This is a genomic window from Litoreibacter ponti (genome assembly GCF_003054285.1).
GTDB classification, from domain to species: Bacteria; Pseudomonadota; Alphaproteobacteria; order Rhodobacterales; family Rhodobacteraceae; genus Litoreibacter; species Litoreibacter ponti.
Genome location: NZ_QBKS01000002.1, coordinates 812,491 through 829,606, shown reverse-complemented (window position 1 = coordinate 829,606; position 17,116 = coordinate 812,491). Strand labels below are relative to the sequence as shown.

17 protein-coding genes are annotated in these 17,116 nt (G+C 61.6%); 10 read left to right on the top strand and 7 right to left on the bottom strand.

The annotated features are described in order from the left end of the window. The first annotated feature begins 119 nt into the window (after window positions 1-119). Window positions 120-380, top strand: a complete 261-nt coding sequence (locus tag C8N43_RS17950) for a hypothetical protein (RefSeq protein WP_107847103.1) — start codon at window positions 120-122, stop codon at window positions 378-380. A gap of 13 nt (window positions 381-393) precedes the next feature. Here the strand turns inward: C8N43_RS17950 and C8N43_RS17945 are convergent, their stop codons facing one another. Both C8N43_RS17945 and C8N43_RS17940 read right to left on the bottom strand, forming a co-directional pair. Continuing rightward, a complete protein-coding gene (locus tag C8N43_RS17945; protein ID WP_107847374.1) occupies window positions 394-624 on the bottom strand; it encodes an HP1242/YdcH family protein in 231 nt (76 codons plus the stop codon). A gap of 153 nt (window positions 625-777) precedes the next feature. Then, window positions 778-951, bottom strand: a complete 174-nt coding sequence (locus tag C8N43_RS17940) for a DUF1328 domain-containing protein (RefSeq protein WP_107847102.1) — start codon at window positions 949-951, stop codon at window positions 778-780. Window positions 952-1,178: 227 nt separating this feature from the next. On the opposite strand from C8N43_RS17940, the gene C8N43_RS17935 reads away from it, so the two are divergent. Then, the gene (locus tag C8N43_RS17935) at window positions 1,179-1,553 is read left to right on the top strand and encodes a BrnA antitoxin family protein (protein WP_245913077.1); all 375 of its coding nucleotides are present in this window, start codon (window positions 1,179-1,181) and stop codon (window positions 1,551-1,553) included. A 60-nt stretch (window positions 1,554-1,613) separates the two neighbouring features. After that, window positions 1,614-2,162 carry an REP-associated tyrosine transposase gene (locus tag C8N43_RS17930; RefSeq protein ID WP_107847372.1) on the top strand — a complete coding sequence of 183 codons (549 nt, stop codon included), beginning with the start codon at window positions 1,614-1,616 and terminating at the stop codon, window positions 2,160-2,162. A 20-nt stretch (window positions 2,163-2,182) separates the two neighbouring features. Here the strand turns inward: C8N43_RS17930 and ettA are convergent, their stop codons facing one another. Both ettA and C8N43_RS17920 read right to left on the bottom strand, forming a co-directional pair. Further along, window positions 2,183-3,838 carry an energy-dependent translational throttle protein EttA gene (gene ettA, locus C8N43_RS17925; RefSeq protein ID WP_107847100.1) on the bottom strand — a complete coding sequence of 552 codons (1,656 nt, stop codon included), beginning with the start codon at window positions 3,836-3,838 and terminating at the stop codon, window positions 2,183-2,185. 23 nt (window positions 3,839-3,861) lie between these two features. Beyond that, window positions 3,862-5,037 carry a Hint domain-containing protein gene (locus tag C8N43_RS17920; protein ID WP_158270014.1) on the bottom strand — a complete coding sequence of 392 codons (1,176 nt, stop codon included), beginning with the start codon at window positions 5,035-5,037 and terminating at the stop codon, window positions 3,862-3,864. A 178-nt stretch (window positions 5,038-5,215) separates the two neighbouring features. Here C8N43_RS17920 and mgrA point away from each other — a divergent pair, with 178 nt between their 5' ends. Together mgrA and C8N43_RS17910 are read left to right on the top strand one after the other, a co-directional pair. After that, the gene (mgrA, locus tag C8N43_RS17915; RefSeq protein ID WP_107847098.1) at window positions 5,216-6,247 is read left to right on the top strand and encodes an L-glyceraldehyde 3-phosphate reductase; all 1,032 of its coding nucleotides are present in this window, start codon (window positions 5,216-5,218) and stop codon (window positions 6,245-6,247) included. Window position 6,248: 1 nt separating this feature from the next. Then, a complete protein-coding gene (locus C8N43_RS17910; RefSeq protein ID WP_107847097.1) occupies window positions 6,249-6,848 on the top strand; it encodes a nicotinate-nucleotide adenylyltransferase in 600 nt (199 codons plus the stop codon). Here C8N43_RS17910 and C8N43_RS17905 read toward each other — a convergent pair. Beyond that, the gene (locus C8N43_RS17905; protein ID WP_107847096.1) at window positions 6,823-7,677 is read right to left on the bottom strand and encodes a DMT family transporter; all 855 of its coding nucleotides are present in this window, start codon (window positions 7,675-7,677) and stop codon (window positions 6,823-6,825) included. The genes C8N43_RS17910 and C8N43_RS17905 overlap by 26 nt on opposite strands. Before the next feature lie 66 nt (window positions 7,678-7,743). Between C8N43_RS17905 and dacB the strand changes: the two genes are divergently transcribed. Further along, window positions 7,744-9,228 carry a D-alanyl-D-alanine carboxypeptidase/D-alanyl-D-alanine endopeptidase gene (gene dacB, locus C8N43_RS17900; protein ID WP_107847095.1) on the top strand — a complete coding sequence of 495 codons (1,485 nt, stop codon included), beginning with the start codon at window positions 7,744-7,746 and terminating at the stop codon, window positions 9,226-9,228. Window positions 9,229-9,245: 17 nt separating this feature from the next. On the opposite strand, the gene C8N43_RS17895 is transcribed toward dacB, so the two are convergent. Continuing rightward, window positions 9,246-11,306 (bottom strand): PAS domain-containing hybrid sensor histidine kinase/response regulator, encoded by a 2,061-nt coding sequence (locus tag C8N43_RS17895; RefSeq protein WP_107847094.1) that lies wholly within the window; start codon window positions 11,304-11,306, stop codon window positions 9,246-9,248. 219 nt (window positions 11,307-11,525) lie between these two features. On the opposite strand from C8N43_RS17895, the gene C8N43_RS17890 reads away from it, so the two are divergent. Continuing rightward, the gene (locus C8N43_RS17890) at window positions 11,526-11,969 is read left to right on the top strand and encodes a response regulator (protein ID WP_107847093.1); all 444 of its coding nucleotides are present in this window, start codon (window positions 11,526-11,528) and stop codon (window positions 11,967-11,969) included. Window positions 11,970-11,971: 2 nt separating this feature from the next. On the opposite strand, the gene C8N43_RS17885 is transcribed toward C8N43_RS17890, so the two are convergent. Beyond that, window positions 11,972-12,394: a tellurite resistance TerB family protein gene (locus C8N43_RS17885; RefSeq protein WP_107847092.1), complete on the bottom strand. Its 423-nt coding sequence runs from the start codon at window positions 12,392-12,394 to the stop codon at window positions 11,972-11,974. Between the two features lie 129 nt (window positions 12,395-12,523). Between C8N43_RS17885 and C8N43_RS17880 the strand changes: the two genes are divergently transcribed. The 3 genes from C8N43_RS17880 (at window position 12,524) to C8N43_RS17870 (ending at window position 17,044) form a co-directional block, all read left to right on the top strand. Continuing rightward, a complete protein-coding gene (locus C8N43_RS17880) occupies window positions 12,524-14,101 on the top strand; it encodes a lysine--tRNA ligase (protein ID WP_107847091.1) in 1,578 nt (525 codons plus the stop codon). 63 nt (window positions 14,102-14,164) lie between these two features. Further along, on the top strand, window positions 14,165-14,566 hold the full coding sequence (locus C8N43_RS17875) for a DUF4864 domain-containing protein (RefSeq protein WP_107847090.1): 402 nt from the start codon (window positions 14,165-14,167) through the stop codon (window positions 14,564-14,566). 186 nt (window positions 14,567-14,752) lie between these two features. Then, window positions 14,753-17,044 carry a glycosyl hydrolase family 28-related protein gene (locus C8N43_RS17870; protein WP_107847089.1) on the top strand — a complete coding sequence of 764 codons (2,292 nt, stop codon included), beginning with the start codon at window positions 14,753-14,755 and terminating at the stop codon, window positions 17,042-17,044. The last annotated feature ends 72 nt before the right edge of the window (window positions 17,045-17,116 follow it).

Below are 17,116 nucleotides of genomic sequence, written 5' to 3'. Positions count from 1 at the left end.
CCAATGCGCCAAGGGACGCGGGCAAGTAATTGCCGGTTCAGCCGGGAAAGACTGTCGCAGGGCCTTGGCTTTTGCCCCGCGCGCTCCATCTCTGAGTCAAAGATTAATTGGAGTATCGCATGTCGAGCCTGGAAGACCGCAAAGCGGAAATGGAAGTATCCAAGATGTCCGAAAAAACCAAAACCGCCCTCGCGTCCATCGACGCGACAGAACGCAAACGCGCAGCCGCCGGCTATGCGGTGATCGGCGGCGCCATGGCGTATGGCGAAGGGTCGCTGGGCGACGGGGTGTTCGGCAAAATCTCCTTCGCGGCCAAATGGTTCTGCATCTGGTTTGCGATGATCGCACCGGTATTGCTGTTCTGGCGCGTCGCCCTCTAGGCGCACATCCTGGTCACAACATCGCGGCGATCTGATCTTTCAGAGACATGCGCTGGCGGCGTAGCTGCGTCTCGTGGCTCTCGTCGCACGGCTCCACATTTGTTTCCGCGCGATGAACGGCGCGGTTGACCTCGTGATAGTCGTCAAACAGCCGCTTGAAATGCGCGTCGCTTTCTTTAAGCGCATGCATTTTCTCGATCTTGTCGGGGAATTCTTCGGCGAGTTCGTGGGGCGTATGAGACATTGGGACCTCTGACGTTGTGATGCGATTGGAATACGCGAAGGGTCCCAAGCATACATTGATTTGGGTCAAGGTCAGCGATGTCGGTTCAAAGACGCAAAAAGGCCGCCCCATCATGCGGATGGAGCGGCATTTTTCGAATTCAGATTTAAGCGTTTAGCTTACTGATTTGCCGCGGACGGCGCGGGCGATCATCGAGACGACGAACAGCACCAGGAAGACGACGAACAGGATTTGTGCGATCCCTGCGGAGGCGCCGGCGATGCCGCCGAAGCCGAAAAGCGCCGCGATAAGTGCGATGACCAGGAACGTAAGTGCCCAACCGAGCATGATATTTCTCCTTCTCATTGTGTGTGGCCCTGTCTGGGCCGCCATTGTTCACACAACGGATTGGGGCGCGAATGGGTTCCAAATTTGCTGTCGGATCGCTGTCGGCTTTGCGTCGGACATCCGTCGGACCCTGCGTACGCTGCCTTGTCGCGATGTTAACCAATGTCGTGGCACACCCCGCCGCGCAGTTACGCCAGAGGGGTGCCATGACCACCAGAAAACCGCCCATGACCAAACGCCAGCGGCTCGCACGACAGAAGATGAGCTACTACATGTGGCTGGCCAAATGGGAGGACGAGATCAGCCTCAACATGCGCGACGTTGTCCCACAGGCCTGGCACCGGCTGGAACATGATCTGGATGTGCAGGAGCCGAAGAAGAAGATCACGTTGCGGCTCGACAAGTTAGTGGCCAATTTCTACCGCGCGATGGGCCATGGCTATCAGGCGCGGATCAACCGGATCCTGGCGACATATGCGCATATGAAGATCGCGGACGCGCTGAAGCAGGATCATTCCGCACTGGAGTTTCTGGAGCAGATGCACGGGCTCAACAAGGCGCGGCCGGGGGATATTCCGCCGGGGGCGAGGGAGGAGGAGTGACGCAGAGGTAGGATGGGCGATTCACCCCTGCTTAACCCGCTTCGAAGCATGTCTGACGATATGACCAGTTACAGACGGATAAAACGTCCCGGGCGCACCTATTTTTTCACCGTTGCCTTGGCCGCCCGCGGCTCGAACAATCTGGTGGCCCATGTCGACGCATTGCGCCGAGCCTACGCAGTGACGCGGGCTGAGCGACCGTTTCGGTGTGACGCCTTTGTCGTTTTGCCCGACCATCTTCATGCGATGTGGACCATGCCTCAAGACGACTGGGATTACTCGACCCGGTGGCGGCTCCTGAAGACGCGGTTCACGCGCAGTGTCTTGGCGACTATGGGTGCAGAGCACCCACCTTACCTATCGGCGTCCAAGCGTCGAAAAGTCGAGCGCGGCATCTGGCAAAGGCGCTTCTGGGAGCATTGCATCCGTGACGAAAGGGATTTCGAAACGCACCTCGAATACTGCTGGCAAAATCCGGTGCGACACGGGCTTGTCGCCCGTGCAGCCGAATGGCCCTATTCTTCAATACATCGCGATATCCGAAGGGGTCGCGCAGATCCCGAGCTCACTCATTTGCAGGTGGAAGGTGAGTTTGGCGAGCCGAAGTAGGATGGGTGAGATCACCCATCCTACCGCGTGAATTTCTTGTACTTCACCCGGGTCGGCTCGACCGCATCCGGTCCGAGTCGCCGAATTTTGTCTTCTTCATAGGCCTCGAAGTTGCCCTCGAACCACTCGACATGGGCCTCGCCCTCGAAGGCGAGGATGTGGGTGCAGAGGCGGTCAAGGAAAAAGCGGTCGTGGCTGATGACCACGGCGCAGCCCGCGAAATTCTCGATAGCGTCTTCCAGCGCGCGCAGGGTTTCGACGTCGAGGTCGTTGGTCGGCTCGTCGAGCAGCAGCACGTTGCCGCCGGATTTCAACAGCTTGGCCATATGCACACGGTTGCGCTCGCCGCCTGAGAGCGAGCCGACCTTTTTTTGCTGATCGCCGCCCTTGAAGTTGAAGGACGAACAGTAGGCGCGGCTGTTCATCTGGGCGTCGCCGAGCTGGATGATCTCGCCCCCGTCGGAGATTTCCTCCCAGACATTGGCGTCGGGGTTCAGGCTGTCACGGGACTGGTCGACATAGCTGAGCTGCACCGTGTCGCCGTAGCTGACGGTGCCAGCATCGGGCTGTTCCTGGCCCGTGAGCATGCGGAAAAGTGTTGATTTACCCGCGCCGTTGGGGCCGATCACGCCAACAATACCGCCGGGGGGCAGGGAGAAGCTGAGGTCCTCGACGAGCAGCTTGTCGCCATAGGCCTTGGTCAGCCCTTCGACCTCGATCACCTTCGAGCCGAGGCGCGGGCCGTTGGGGATGATGATCTGCGCGCGACCGACTTTTTCCTTCTCGGACTGGTTGGCGAGCTCGTTATAGGCGTTGATCCGGGCCTTGCCCTTGGCCTGACGGGCCTTCGCGCCGGAGCGCATCCACTCCAGCTCTCGCTCGAGTGTCTTCTGCTTGGACTTGTCTTCCTTGGCCTCCCGCTCCAGCCGCTTGGCCTTCTGCTCCAGCCAGCTGGAATAATTGCCCTCATACGGAATGCCGCGGCCGCGATCGAGCTCGAGGATCCAGCCTGTGATGTCGTCAAGGAAGTAGCGGTCGTGCGTGACGATCAGGATCGTGCCTTTGTACTCGATCAGATGGCGCTGCAGCCACGCGATGGTTTCCGCGTCGAGGTGGTTGGTCGGCTCGTCGAGCAGCAGCATGTCGGGGGCCTCGAGCAGCAGCTTGCAGAGCGCCACGCGGCGGCGCTCGCCGCCCGACAGGTTTTCGGGCATGGCGTCATCGGGGGGGCAGCGCAGCGCCTCCATCGCGACGTCGATCTGCGCGTCGAGGTCCCACAGGTTCTGGCTATCGATCTCGTCCTGCAGCTTGGCCATCTCGTCGGCCGTCTCGTCGGAGTAGTTCATCGCCAGCTCGTTGTAGCGGTCGAGGATGTCCTTCTTCTCCTTCACGCCGAGCATGACGTTCTCGCGCACGGTGAGGTTTTCCTCGAGCGTGGGCTCCTGGGGCAGGTAGCCGACCTTTGCGCCCTCCGCCGCCCAGGCCTCGCCGGTGAAGTCCTTGTCCTGACCGGCCATGATGCGCATGAGCGAGGACTTACCGGTGCCGTTCACACCCACAACGCCGATCTTCACCCCGGGCAGGAAGTTCAGGCGGATGTTCTCGAACACCTTCTTGCCGCCGGGATACTGCTTGGAGACGCCGTCCATGAAGTAGACGAATTGATTGGCTGCCATGATTTCTGTGCCCCATGTTTGGATCAGCTAGGGATTAGCGAAGCCGCGCGGGAAGGGCAATCGTGGCGGGCCAGAAAGTGCGCATCGCGCTCGGCGGCGCGACGGGTTTCAGCCACGGTAAGGCAGGGCCGGGCCGGAGGCGTGGGGCGCAGTTTGAGCCGATCTAGGGCGAGTTTGAGAGACATGCTGCAGGAAGCGAGATGGGTGCCACCCAGCAGCAGGCTTTCGACCGCCAGACCGTTTGCGAAGATGATGCAATGGCGTTCAAGCAGCAGGTGGTAGTAGCTGACGATCCGGTCCGCGCGCTCACGGCGCACACCGCGCATGCGCAACAGGCCCTTGGCGGGCGCGAGATGCCCGGAGCGGGTGAGCAGGCGATGCTGGGGTGAGAGCAGTAGGGCGGGCATGGCACCGCCGATGCGGACAGGGGCGAGGTGCCGCCGCCCGGGGGCGTTTATGTCGACGCGATGATGACCGATCCAAAGCACGGGCATCGCGCCCGCATCCAAGGTCGCAATCATGTCGCCGGGGCGCAGGGTCTCGACCGGGACCGGGCCGCCGGGCGTGACGATCAGCGTCCCCCGCACCACGCAAGGCACAGAGGTGGCGGAATATTCGTAACTCTCCGACGTGGAATTGTAGCGGTAGGAGCTGCCTGCATTCTGGTCTTCCTGCACCGCGGCGCCGTCGACTTCGCCGACGAGGGTTGTTCCGGGAAAGCCGGGCTCGTTGGTCCAGTCGCTGGGGATCGGAGACATGTTGAAAACGATGAAATCGCCGGTTGACGGGTCGACCAGCGCAACGGATTCGGACGCGTCATCGGGGGAGCCTTCCGACAGGAAGTTGGTGCTCTCGTCGCCGGCCCCGGACTCGACGCCGCCTTCAGAGGCTTCCTGCGCCCAGCTGGGCACCGGCCCGGTGATCTCGTTGATGATGTAGAGCGTCTCGCCGGGCGCGAGAACTGTTCCCGGGGGAAAGGTGTGATACAGCCCATCCTGCGGCAGGTCCGGTGCGCCCACCCCTGATGCGTCCGACCAGATCTGCCAGCCGGAAATATCCATCGGACCGCCCGAATCGTTCGAGATGGAGACGAATTCGTCTTCCTGCGTGGCGGTGCCATCGCCATCGGTGTCGAATTCCGGGCCACCGGAATTGTCGCCGTAGATTTGATCGAAGCGGACGCCGCCGAGATTGGCCACTGGCATTGCTCTTGCCCCAAATGAGAAAGGACAAGACTTATCGGGGAAAAGTTGAAGAACCCTTAGTCTAAGTGCGCCCCGGCCGATCCCGCCGCCCATCAACGGTTTGACGCCGCGCCCGTAGGCGCGCAAATTGCGCGACATGTCCAAAGTTCAACGCCCAGCGAAAGCTCCCGTCTTGCCCTATACCCCCGCCGCCGACCGTTACGAGACCATGTCCTACCGCCGGTGCGGCGCGTCGGGTCTGAAATTACCCGCGATCAGCCTTGGGCTGTGGCACAACTTCGGCGGTGACAGCCCGCATGAAAACAAGCGCGCCATGTGCCAGACGGCGTTCGATCACGGGATCACCCATTTCGATCTCGCCAACAATTACGGCCCACCGCCGGGCAGCGCGGAGGAGGCCTTTGGGCAGATCCTGCGATACGATTTCCACGGATACCGCGATGAGCTGATCATCTCCTCCAAGGCGGGCTACCTGATGTGGCCGGGGCCTTATGGCGAGATGGGCAGTCGCAAATACCTGGTGGCGTCCTGTGACCAGTCGCTGAAGAGGATGGGGCTTGACTACGTCGATATTTTCTATTCGCACCGGTTCGACCCCGAGACGCCGCTCGAAGAGACGATGGGCGCGCTGGACTATATCGTGCGGTCGGGCCGCGCGCTCTATGTGGGGATTTCGTCCTACAACTCCGAGAAGACCCGGCAGGCGGCGGCGATCCTGAAGGAGCTGGGAACGCCCTGCCTGATCCACCAGCCGTCGTATAATCTGCTCAACCGCTGGACGGAGCATGATGGGCTGTGGGGGACGCTGGATGACCTGGGCATCGGCTCCATCGCGTTCACACCGCTGGCGCAGGGGATTTTGACCAAAAAGTACCTCGGTGGCATCCCGGAGGGCAGCCGCGCCACGCAAGGCAAGTCACTACTGGAAGGCATGATCAACGAGCGCTCGCTGGCAAGCGTGCGGGCGCTCAACGACATGGCCGAGACGCGCGGGCAGACGCTGGCGCAGATGGCGATTGCATGGGTGCTGCGCGAAGGTCGCGCGACGACCGCGCTGATCGGGGCGTCGAAGCCCGAACAGATCGTGGATTGCGCGGGCGCTGTGGCCAATCTGGAGTTCAGCGCCGACGAGTTGGCGGAGATCGACCGGATTTCGTCGGAGGAGGATATCAACCTCTGGGCCAAATCGTCGGAAACGGACTGACATGGCACAGGGCTGGCCCTTGGCCGTGCCGGGACAGGTGATCGGGCTGCTGGGCGGCTCGTTCGACCCGGCCCATGAGGGACACGCGCATATCACGCGCGAGGCGCTGAAACGGTTCGGGCTGGACCGCGTCTGGTGGCTGGTATCGCCCGGAAACCCTCTGAAGGCCCGCGGCCCTGCGCCAATGGCCCAAAGGCTCGCGCGCGCGCGGACGGTCATGGACCACCCGAGGGTGGAGGTGACCGATCTGGAGGCGCATCTGGGCACCCGGTACACGGCCGAGACCTTAAGCGCGCTGGTTGCGCGCTATCCCGGCGTGCGGTTTGTTTGGCTGATGGGGGCCGACAACCTGGCCTCTTTTCATCGCTGGCAAGACTGGCAGACCATCATGGAAAGCGTGCCGGTCGGCGTGCTGGCGCGGCCGGGGGACAGGATTTCGGCGCGACGCTCCGTCGCGGCGCAACGCTTTGAGGCCGCGCGCCTGCCCGGGCTGGCGTCGCAGCTGCTGGCGCGCGGGCAGGCCCCGCGCTGGTGCTACGTCAACCTGCCGCTGAACGAGACATCCTCAAGCGCGATCAGGGCGAAGGGCGACTGGTCCTGAGAAACAGTGTGGCGAAGCCGGAGGCGAAGATCACCGCAAGGCCGAGCGCCGACACCGCATCTGGCCATGCGCCGAAGAACACGACGCCATAGGCGGTCGCGCCGATAAGCTGGACGTAGACAAAGGGTGCCATCACCGAGGCCGCGGCGCGGGAATAGGCAAACACCAACAACAAGTTCCCCAGCATCGAGGCCGCCGCAGACCACATAACCAAACCACCTGTCGCAACGTCGAGAGGCGGCACGTAGATCAGGCCCAGCGGTGTGAGCAGCAGCGCGCCGATCAAAAGCTGGCTCAGAAGCAAATGCACGGGACGGCCCAAGGGCGAGACCCACCGCGAGGCGGTCAGGAACATGCCGTAGCAACAGCCCGAAAACAGCGCCCATGCCAGGCCGGGCGTCATGCCAAAGCCCGGTTTGACCACCAGGAAGACACCCGCCAGACCGATCAGTAGCAAGATGATGCGCAGGGTTGAGCCCTGTTCCTTCAAAAGCCAAATCGACAGCAGGTAGCTGACCATGGGGCCCAGGAAGAACGCGCCGAACACGTTGGCGATGGGCTCGGTTTGCAAGGCCGTCAGGATGGTGACGATCGTGACGACCTGCACGAAGGAGCGCAGCCAAATGCGCGGGTCACGCAACAGGCGCAGGGCGGTCGGCGAGAGGGCGAAGGGCGCCAGCAGCAGCAGCCCGAACAGGTAGCGGGTCCATGCCACGAAGAACGGCGCGATACCGGCGGACGTCATCAGTTTTCCGGCCGTGTCCCCGAACGGGATAAGCAACATGCCCAGCGACATGATTGCAGAGGCGATGAGCAACTGGCGGTCCATAACACTTGCGTAACAGCGCCGATGGGCGCTTGCCACCGCGAAGTGCTTGGGGGAATACTCAGGCCCATGAGCAGATCGAACGTGACGAAATTTGGCCGCCGCGCGGTTCTGGGTTTCCTGCTGTACGGCACCGCGAGCGCGGCCTGGGCGAATGCGCCGGCGGCCTCGCTGCGGCCTGTGCGCAAGCCGGGTAACGCGCCCAAACTGGCCGCGCGCGGCATCGATGCGCTGATCTCTGAAGCCAAGCTGGGGGGCAAGGTGGCGTTTGCGGTCGCGGATGCGCGCACGGGCAAAATCCTCGAGGCGAAGAACCCGCTCTCCTCGCTGCCGCCGGCCAGCACGGCGAAGGCGATCACGACGATGTTCGCGCTGGAAAAGCTTGGGTCAGGCAAGCGGTTCAAGACCCAGCTGATCGCGACCGGGCCGGTGCAAAATGGCATCCTCGCAGGCGATCTGGTGCTGAAGGGTGGGGGCGATCCGACGCTGTCGACCGACGATCTGTTCAACATGGCCGCGCGGCTGAAGCAGGCGGGCGTGCGCGAGGTGCGTGGCAAGCTGCGGGTCTGGGGCGGGGTCGGCGTGATCGATAGCATCGACAAAAGCCAGCCGGACCACGTGGGCTACAACCCGGCGGTGGCGGGTCTGAACCTGAATTTCAACCGGGTGTATCTGGAGTGGAAGCGGACCTCGAACGGCTATTCCGTCACCATGGACGGACGGTCCGACAAAATCCGGCCGGGCGTGGGCTTCGCGCGCACCACGGTGGCGGACCGGAAGACCCCGGTCTTCACCTATTCCGGCCAGGGCGGGCGCGACAATTGGAGCGTCGCGCGCGCCGCGCTGGGCCGCGGTGGAGGCCGCTGGTTGCCGGTCCGCAGGCCCGAGATCTACGCGGGCGACGTGTTACAAACCGTGGCGCGCTCCCACGGGATCAAGCTGCCTTTCCCGCAGAAAATGACCAGCACCCCGCGCGGGACCGTTTTGGTGGAGCACAGCAGCGCTGATCTGCGCAAGGTGACCCGCGATATGCTGCGCTTCTCGACCAATCTGACGGCGGAGGTCGTCGGCATGCAGGCGAGCGGCAAGGGGAACCTGCGGGCGTCGGCGCGGGAGATGTCGAGCTGGCTCGGCGCGCGTCACGGCACCAAGAAGGCCAAGTTCGTGGATCATTCAGGGCTGGGAGACGCGTCTCAGATCAGCCCGACGGAGATGTGCAGGGCGTTGGTTGGGGCGGGGCCCAATGGGCAACTGCGTGCTATCCTCAAGCCCGTGGCGATCCGTGATAATGATAACAAAGTCGTGCAAAACAGCCCCATTAAGGTCGTGGCGAAGACCGGGACGCTCAATTTTGTCAGCGCGCTGGCGGGCTACATGCGCACGCCGGACGGGCGGGAGCTGGTGTTTGCGATGTTCATGGCGGATGTCCCGCGCCGCCGTGCATTGAAAGTGTCCGAGAAGGAAAACCCACGCGGCTCACGTTCGTGGAACGGGCGTGCCAAGAAGCTGCAAGGGCAGCTGATCAACAGGTGGGCGGTCGTGCACGGGGCCTGAGGGCTCCGCTTAGCGCGTCACTTCGATTTGGCGACGAGGCTGAAGGCGGTCTCAAAGGCTTCGGTCAGGTTTTTCGGCGGGCAGGGTTTTTGCACCATCGGCGCCTCGACATTGCCCATCTCGCTACGTGTGAAGCCGGTGTAGCCCGACATGTAGACGATCGCGAGATCGGGGCGCTCCTTGCGCATCGCCTTGGCCAGATCGAACCCGCCCACGCCGCCGGGCATCACGATGTCGGTGAGAAGCAGGTCAAACTCTTCGCCGTCCTGCGCCAGTTTCAGGGCCTCCCGGCCTGACCGCGCCGTCAGCACATTGTATTCCAGCAAGACCAGCATTTCCTTGATCATCTCGAGCAGGGCTGGCTCATCTTCGACCACGAGCACACGGCGGCCGCCACCGGTTGCAAGCGGCAGGCGGTCCATGGGAGCCTCGCGGGTGTTCTCGGTCGTGCCGCGGGGCAACAGGAGAGAGACTGTCGTTCCGTGGCCCTCTTCTGAGTAAATCCGCAGCTCGCCGTCGGATTGCTGCACGAAGCCATAAACCATCGACAGGCCAAGCCCGGTGCCGCTGTTGTTTCGCTTGGTGGTGAAAAACGGGTCGATCGCGCGGCGCTTGATCTCGTCGGACATGCCGGGGCCGTTATCCGTGACGGAGATTTGCACGTAGCGGTACGCCTTGTTGTCGCTGCGTGCGAAATCGCTGGCGTGATCTTCGATCATGCCCGGGGTGATATAATTGCCCTGCTTGTTGCTCCGACGCATCGTGTCGACCTCTAACTCGTCGACAGGGCGCGCGGAGATGATGATCTTGTGCTCCCTGTCCGACGTGTCGCCGCGCATCAGGGCGTCGCGGGAGTTCAGCACCAAATTGAGCATCGCGTTCTCAAGCTGGTGAAGGTCGCAATAGACCTGCAGATCCTTGGTCTCGGGCACCTGAATCCGCAGCTCGATGGTCTCTTCGATGGTGGGGCGGATCAGCTCGTCAAACTCGTTGAAGACTTCCTTGAGCGCGCGGGACGCCGCAAGGCCGGGCTGGCGCTTTGCGAAAGCCAGAAGGCGGTTTGTCAGCGTAGAGCCACGCTTGACCGCGCTGAGCGCAGTCTCGAGGTAGCGCTTGGGGCGTTCGGGAACCTCGGGTGTCAGCGACAGTTGCAGCGCGTAGTGGATCGTCGCCAACAGGTTGTTGAAATCATGGGCGATGCCGCCGGTGAGCTGGCCGAGCGCGTCAAGACGGCTGGCGCGTTCGATCTGCTGCCTGTTCTGTTCGAGGTCGGAGATATCGTCGATCACGAGCACCGTCTTGATCGGGGAAAGAGTATCTTCGATCGGGCGGCTGGATACTTTCACGTAGCGGTCGCTTTCAGACGATTTGCGCGACATCTGGCACACTTCGCCGACAAGGACCTCCCCGGCGAGCGCCCGGTTGACCGGATCGGCGGACTCGTCGACCGTGTTCAGGTGCTCCGGCTCGAGAAACACGATCTCTTCTGGCCATGGAAAAGGCGTCTCGTCGGAAATGGCGCCGAGCATATGGCGCCCTGCGATGTTGATCTCGAGGACCTGCTTGTCCGGGCTGACCCCGATGATGCCCGCGGTCACCGTATCCAGGACGGTGGTGAGCCGCGCATTGGCCCCGTCGAGCTTTTCCTGCGTACGCATCAGCTCTGTCAGGTCGTTATGCGCGCCAAGCATCCGGATCGGCGTGCCATTCTCGTCCCGGATGGCCATGCCACGGCAGCGCACCCAGACATAATTGCCGTCCACATGCTTGTAGCGGACAATCTGGTCGTAGGGGTGATCGGGATCCGCGGAATGACGTTCGAAATTCTCGAGTGCCAAGGCAAGATCATCGGGGTGGATCAGGTTCTGCCACTCGTGGGTCTTGTGCTCTTTGGTTTCGGGGTCAATGCCGAAGAGACGCCAGAACTCCGGGCTCATCCATTCGTTCTCGGGGTCTTGAAGATCCCAGTACCAGACGCCGTCCAGAGAGCTGTTGCGCAGGAATTGGAAGACCGACTTGTCTTCTGCAATGAGCCGATCGAGTTCCGCTTTGAGGTAGTTGTCGTCGGTCTTTGCCACGTATTTTGATCCCGATCACATAAGCCTGTACGCTAGCCCGGTTCCGGCAAGCGGAGCAAGATCAGTGTCAGCTTACCTTGACCTATAAGCCATGACATTAGATATAGCCCGCAGTTCCGGCTTTGTTACGTGCTCGGCGCGACGATCCAGCCCGACCGTACGCGATCGGCCATTCGCGCGCCCTGGCACGCTTTGGCCCCCACGGATGGAAGAAAAGATATGGCAGCGATTTTGCTCATGGAGGACGAGACGGACCAGTCCCTCCTCTTTTCGACGGCGATGGAAAACATGGGCCATGACGTTGCTTGTGCGACCACCGGGATGGAAGCGTTGGAGCTTCTCAAGCTGCGGCACTTTGATCTGCTGGTGACGGACATCTTCGTGCGCCAGGACGGCAAGCTGATAAATGACGGCGGTCTTGCCCTTATCAGCCGTGTGCGCAACCAGATGATCAATGGCGAACATGCCCACCTTCGGGACTTGCCGGTGCTGGTGATCTCGGGCGGAATCCAGATGCCCGGTCAGGCCAATCTGTTTCGCATCTCCAGCAGTGTCGGCGCGAATGCGGCGCTTGGCAAACCGGTGGAATTCGATCACCTCGAGGCGGTGATCGATGCCCTGCTGAAGGGTGAACCGGTCCCGGCGCCCCCATCACCGCGGTAAACCTACAGAGTCCGGTGGCGAATGCGGGCCGCGGTCTCGATGGCGGCGGCGTGTAGGCGGTCGATATTGAGCTCGTAGCGAATTTCCTCGAGCATACGCAGCTCTGGCTGGCCGAGGAAATTGTCTGCCACACCGACCTCGACCGCCAGCGCATAGCCCGTCTCGAAGAGATCTTCGGGCAGCTGTTCGCGGATCACGGCAAAGAGCGCGTCTAGCCCGTCCTGCTCGTCCAGAAGCCGCTCGGTGATGTGGGCCACCACCTTGATCCGCCCGACATCGTAGTCCGCAAAGATCGGCAGGTGATCGACAACCTGCTGGATCGAGACCAGTTCTGCCGTGCGGATATTCGTGTCCGACATGGAGATCGACATCATCAAGGCAATCAGGCAGTCCTGCGCAGAGAATGGCATCGTTTCTTGGGTCATTGCCGCGGGCTTTCGGTGAATTCGGGTGTGTTCGCAGCTGCAGAATATTGACCAATCCGGGGTCGCACAATAGGTAGCGGCACTGCTGCGGCGCATGGGGCGTCGCGCGACAGTTTGGATTTGCCCCCGATGACCGATTTGCGTGACGCCGGAATGACTTCGAAAGCTTGGCCCTTTGTCGAGGCCCGCGCGCTTTTGAAACGGTTCGAAAAGGCTCCGCCCGAGAAGGGATATGTCCTGTTCGAGACGGGCTATGGCCCGTCCGGCCTGCCGCATATCGGCACGTTCGGAGAGGTCGCCCGCACGACGATGATCCGGCGCGCGTTCGAGGTGATCTCTGACATCCCGACGCGGCTGATCTGCTTTTCCGACGACGTGGACGGCATGCGCAAGGTGCCGGGCAATGTGCCGAACCCTGAGGCGCTGAGCGAGTATCTGCAGTTGCCGCTGACCAAGGTGCCGGATCCGTTTGGCGAGTTTGAGAGCTTTGGCCATCACAACAACGCCATGCTGCGGCGGTTCCTCGACACGTTCGGGTTCGAGTACGAGTTCATCTCGGCCACGGAGTTCTATGCCTCCGGACAGTTTGATGCCGTGCTGCTGCGCGCCGCCGAGCGCTATGACGACATCATGCGGGTGATGCTGAAATCCCTGCGCGAAGAGCGGCGCGAGACCTATTCGATCTTCCTGCCGATCCACCCGGAAACGGGCCGCGTCCTGTATGTTCCGATGAAGCATGTGGATGCGGCGAAGGGCGAGATCACGTTTAACGACGAGGACGGGCGCGAGTTCACCGTTCCGGTCACCGGCGGTCATGTGAAGCTGCAATGGAAGCCGGACTTTGGCGCGCGCTGGGCCGCGCTGGATGTCGATTTCGAGATGTACGGTAAGGATCACTCGACAAACACGCCAATCTACGATCGCATTTGCGAGATTCTGGGCGGGCGCAAGCCCGAGCACTTCACCTACGAGCTATTTCTTGATGCCGATGGTCACAAGATATCCAAAACCTCCGGCAATGGTGTGTCGATTGACGAATGGCTGACCTATGCCTCGTCTGAATCGCTGTCCTACTTCATGTACCAAAAGCCCAAGACGGCGAAGCGGATGCATTTCGACGTGATCCCCAAGGCAGTCGACGAATACCACCAGCAGCTGCGCGCCTATGCCGATCAGGACACTGCCGCCCGTGCGAACAACCCGGTCTTCCATATCCACGGGCATAATGTGCCCGCGTCTAACATGGTTGTGCCGTTCTCAATGCTGCTGAACCTCGCTTCGGTCGCGAATGCGGAAGAGAAAGGCCAGCTGTGGGGCTTCATCCAGCGCTACGCGCCAGAGGCCGCGCCTGAGACGCATCCTGATCTGGATCAGGCGGCGGGGTTTGCGGTGGCCTATTACAATGACTTCGTGAAACCCGCGAAGACCTTCCGCCTGCCGTCCGATCTGGAGCGTGAGGCGCTGGAAGACCTGCGCGCGCAGCTGGTGGCGTGGGATGGTGGTTTGGATGCCGAAGCGCTGCAATCGGTCGTGTTTGCTTGCGGGCGGGAGCGGTTCGATCCGCTGCGCGACTGGTTCAAGGCCTTGTACGAGGTTCTGCTTGGGGCGTCCCAAGGACCGCGTTTTGGCGGGTTCATCGCGCTTTACGGTGTGGACGAGACCATCGCGCTGATCGACGATGCTTTGGCAGGCAAGCTCGTCTCCTGACACGCGCGTGAATTGATTGTTCAGCTTTGGCCCCTAGTTTGCAGCCAAAGAGGAGGACGATCCATGCGTGTGATTTTGGCTTTGGTGGCGGCTTTGTTTGTAAGCCAGGCGGCGGCGCAAGAACGTATTCCCGGGATCGAGCAGACGATCCAAAGTCAGGTGGATGCGTTCCTCGCCGAGGATGCTGCCACCGCGTTCACCTTTGCATCCCCCAACATCAAGCGGCTGTTCGGCACGCCCGAGCGGTTCGGGATGATGGTCAAGAACGGCTATCCGATGGTCTGGAACCCGTCCGAGGTGAAGTTTCTGGAGCTGCGGCGGCAAGGCCCGTTCCTGTTCCAGAAAGTGCTGTTCATTGACCAGAAAGGCGCGCCACATGTGTTGGAATACAACATGTTAGAGACCGAGGCCGGGTGGCAGATCGATGGTGTGCAATATCTCGTGGCGCCCCCTGTAGGAGCGTGATCCGAGGGCAGCGTACGGTGCGATTTAAGCCCGCGTTAACCCCGAACGGCTAGACCCCCGCCCGTCAGGACGGCGTGTCCGGCACCTCCCCATTCGAGCATTCCTTTGGCGCGTGCGCTGGCCCCTTGGCTGCGCGCGTCCCTTTTCCTGACACGCCCGCTCCAACCAAGTTGAAAAGGGCTATCCATGAACAAGGCGATTACCGACGGGCTGGTGTTGACCCCGCCCCCATTTGCAAACGGGCTCGACATGTGGTCGCGGGGCGACGGCACCCCGGGCACCCCGACCTATGACGGCTTCGCCACGGCGGCCTATGTGCCCGCCGATCAGGACTTTGGCGGATGCCTCGAGATTCTGAAAACCGAGAACACCCAGACCCTGCGCTACATGGGCGAGACGCCCCTGCTGCCCGGCTGCTATCTGCAGATCAAGGCGCGCGTGAAGGCGATTTCGGGCAATCTGCCGACGGTGCGCATCGCGGCCTATGCTGGGCGCGCGGGTGGCAGCGCGGTGCCGGGGGTGCAGACGTCCGGGCCCGAGACGACGCTTACGAGCTACGGTGAGGTGGTCGAGATCACGGCCATCGTCGGTGGCGGCGCGCGCGGTGGCGTCGACCTGTCCTGGGGCGGTGATGCGATCTACGGGCATTTCGGGATTGACCTGACCGGCTCCAACGGTGGCGTGGTCCGGGTCGATGATATCGAGATTACCGACATCACCTCGGCGTTCCTGCGTTCGATGATGAACTGGGTCGACGTGAAAGATTTTGGCGCAGTGGGTGATGGCACAACCGACAACACCGCCGCCTTCGAGGCCGCCGACGCCGCGGCGGACGGGCGGGAGGTGCTGATCTCTGACGGTGAGTTCTATCTTGCCGATAACGTCACCTTCGAGAGCCCCGTGCGCTTTCAGGGCACCGTGACGATGCCGACGGAGAAATATCTGGCGCTGCAACAGAACTTTGACTTTGACACCTATGCGAAGGCGTTTGGCGATGAAGAGCTTGCGTTTCGCAAAGCGTTCCAGGCGCTGTTGAAGCAATCCAGTCACGAGAGCCTTGATCTGTGCGGGCGATCCATTGGCCTGCGCGGGCCGGTTGATATGCGGGCCGCTGTGCCGGACGTGGCGACATTTACCTCGCGCCGGGTGATCCGCAACGGGCAGTTCGATGCCATCAACGACAGCGCCTGGACCACGGGCGAGGCTACATCGGCTGCGACCTATTCGATCGGTAATCCGCTGAAGCTGACCAATGTCACGAATGTGGCCAATATCGAGGTTGGGTCACTGATCACGGCCAATGGGGTCGGACGGGAGGTCTACGTGACCTCGAAAAACGTCGGCGCGCAGGAGCTGACAATAACCCAGCCGCTTTATGATGCGGTCGGCACGCAGACCTATACGTTCAAGCGCTTCCGGTATCTGCTGGATTTCAGCGGTTTCGAGAAGATCTCTCAGTTCAACATGGACGATGTGGATATCAAGGCTGACGGGGTGGCGAGCTGTGTGATGCTGCCGCCTGCGGGCCTGATCTGGCACTTCCGGGACTGCTATTTCAACCAGCCGAAGGATCGGGGCATCACCTCGATCGGGCTTGCGTGTCAGGGGATGTTGATCGACCGCTGCCAGTTTATCTCCAGCGAGCAGCCGCTGGACTCCATCGACCGAACGTCAATCGGGTTCAATATCAACGCCAATGACGCGAAGATCCGCGATAACCGCTGCATCAAGATGGGCGCTTGGGCGGTGATCAATGGCTCGGGGCACATGATCCTTGGCAATCACTGGTTCCACGGCGATGACAATCGCAATGCGCCACGCGTGGCCGGGCTGATCCTGACCAAGCCGAACTCGAAGATCATCATCAATGGCAATTACTGCGACAACAACTTCATTGAGTGGACGAATGAGCATGACGCGGAGCCCGATTTTTCGAGCGAGTTCAGCTTCGGCTCGCTTTCCATTGTCGGCAACATCTTCACCTCGATGGGGGCTGCCTCGTTCTTCCGGTTCCTTGTGATCAAGCCCTACGGCACGGGTCATTTCGTCAACGGGCTGAATGTATCCGGCAACACGTTCAAATCGATCAACGGTAATATCGAGCGGGTCGACAAACTTGATGACAGTATTGCGACGCTGAACTTCACGCGGTTCCGCAACGTGAACTGGACCGGCAATACCTATCACGCGGTCGATCAGTGGACCATCAGCCCCACGACACAGTCCTTCACCGAGGACAGTCCGCAAGAGACCTGGGATTGCGATTTCAGCGATTGGATGCCGTTTGGCGCGCGGGCGCGCAACGTCACGGATGTGACCCCGGTGGGACCGCTGCGCAACTCTAACAACGTCAAGCAGTACCTGTCCGGCTACAGCGATCCGGAAGAGGGCGCGACCGGTGGCGAGGTCAAGATCATCTGGCCGTCCGCTGTCAAAGGTCGCATCAACGTCACGGCGCGATGCGATAATCCCTACTAGGTCTCACGGCTTGAAGATGCGCCCATCCCGGTCCTCGGGGTGGGCTTTTTTGGTTCCATTTGCTTGACTTGG